The organism is Streptomyces sp. NPDC059564, assembly GCF_042735575.1.
Taxonomy (GTDB): Bacteria; Actinomycetota; Actinomycetes; order Streptomycetales; family Streptomycetaceae; genus Streptomyces.
Map to the genome: position 1 here is coordinate 11,555 of NZ_JBHWBP010000008.1, position 1,626 is coordinate 13,180.

The window sequence follows — 1,626 nt, forward strand, 5'->3', positions numbered from 1 at the left end:
GTAAGGACGAGGCTTCGACCGAGGAGGTCGCGGCCGAGGCCGTGACGGCGGAGTCGGAAGCCGCGGCCGAGGAAGCCGGAGCCGAGCCGTCCGAGGCGGAGGCCGCGGCGGCGGAGGCCGTGGAGATTCCGAAGCAGCAGTCGGCGGAGGCAGCCGCGGACAGCGAGGCCGGCGAGGGCGCCCGTAAGTAGCTACCGCCACTGGAAGGTGACCCATGGGCCTGCTGGACAATCTGAAGGCCAAGCTCGCTCCGGCCAAGGACAAGGTCGGCGATCTCGCGCAGCAGCACGAGGGCAGGATCGGCGAGAGTCTGGACAAGGTCGCCAAGGCCGTGGACTCCAAGACGCACGGCAAGTACAGCGACCGGATCACGACCGGTGCGGACAAGGCGAAGGGCGCCCTGGGCAAGATCGCGCACAAGGAGGGTCCCGGCGGGCCGACGCCGCCGGCGGCTGCCTGACGCGGTACGGGATGGGGCGCGGGACCGGACGGACACCGGTCGCGCGCCCCTTCGTCGTGTCCGCGTCCTGATCCGGGCCGGGGAGCGGGTCCGCCTCAGGACCAGGCGGCCACGAAGTATCCGACGCCGTACGGGGCGTCCTCGTACAGCAGCCGGCCGTCGAGGCCCGCGCCCTCGGCGGCGCCCGCGAGGACCTGCCAGGGGGCACGGCCGGCGGCCTGCAGTTCGGCGGCGAGGCGGGGGTCGAGCGCGGCCAGGGCCGCGGTGTCGGCGGAGCCCAGGGCGCGCGCGGCGGCGGCGTCGAAGGCGGCGGCGCGGTCGTCGAGGTAGCCGGGGGCCTTCAGGGTGCGGCAGGCGCTGCCGTCACCCATGACGAGCAGGGCGACCCGGGCGTCGCGCGCGGCGACCTCCCGGCCGGTGCGCAGGCACTCCTCGGGTCCGGCGTCCTCGCCCACGCCGAGGCCCTCGACGGGGGCGGAGCCCCAGCCGGCGCGGGCCAGCAGCCAGGCGCCGACGGCGAGGGAGGCGGGGAGCAGGCGCGGCCCCTCCTCGCCTTCGCCGAGCCGTACGGCGGCCTCGACGCCGAAGCCGTGGAAGCCGCCGCGGGAGCCCTGGGGGTAGGGCCCGAGGTGGTCGGCCGCGGCGGTCCCGGCCACGACCAGCAGGTCGGGCCGGGAGGCGGCGAGCACGGCGAGGGCGTCGGAGCAGGCGGTGCGGGCGTCGTCCAGTTCGGCGGCGGCGCCTGCGGCGACCTCCGGTACGAGGAGCGGCGGTGCGGGGCAGACGGCGGCGGCTACGAGCATGATCCGCAGCCTAGCCGTCGCCGGCCGGGCCCGGACCCCGGACCGCTGACCCGGGTCTGCCGGTGTGCGGCGGCGCGGTGCGGGCGGCCCCGGCTGCGCCGGGCTTTCCGGGGCTCCGCCCCGGACCCGCGCCTCAAACTCCCCCAGCTACCGCTGGGAGGTGCCCCCTGGCGAGGCTGGATTTCCCCGGCTGGCCAGGATGGATTTGCCGACGTCCGGGCCCGAACGCCGGCGGGGCTGGGTTTCGGCCGGGCGATCAGGCCCCCGGGGCCGCGCAGCCTGAGGTGGCGGTCGGGAGGGGGGCCGGGATGCCGAGGGTGGGGATGCCGAGCATGACGCCCGCGGGCTGGGCCGGGGCGGCGT

General features: G+C 77.2%; 3 protein-coding genes. 2 read left to right on the forward strand and 1 reads right to left on the reverse strand.

The window, feature by feature from the left end; genetic code table 11:
* On the forward strand, window positions 1-191 hold a 191-nt coding region (locus tag ACFV0Q_RS03425; protein WP_384999747.1), incomplete at its 5' end, for a gliding motility protein.
* A 23-nt stretch (window positions 192-214) separates the two neighbouring features.
* Window positions 215-460 (forward strand): antitoxin, encoded by a 246-nt coding sequence (locus tag ACFV0Q_RS03430; protein WP_384999750.1) that lies wholly within the window; start codon window positions 215-217, stop codon window positions 458-460.
* A gap of 95 nt (window positions 461-555) precedes the next feature.
* Here the strand turns inward: ACFV0Q_RS03430 and ACFV0Q_RS03435 are convergent, their stop codons facing one another.
* Window positions 556-1,263, reverse strand: a complete 708-nt coding sequence (locus ACFV0Q_RS03435; protein ID WP_384999753.1) for a class III extradiol dioxygenase subunit B-like domain-containing protein — start codon at window positions 1,261-1,263, stop codon at window positions 556-558.
* Window positions 1,264-1,626 lie beyond the last annotated feature (363 nt).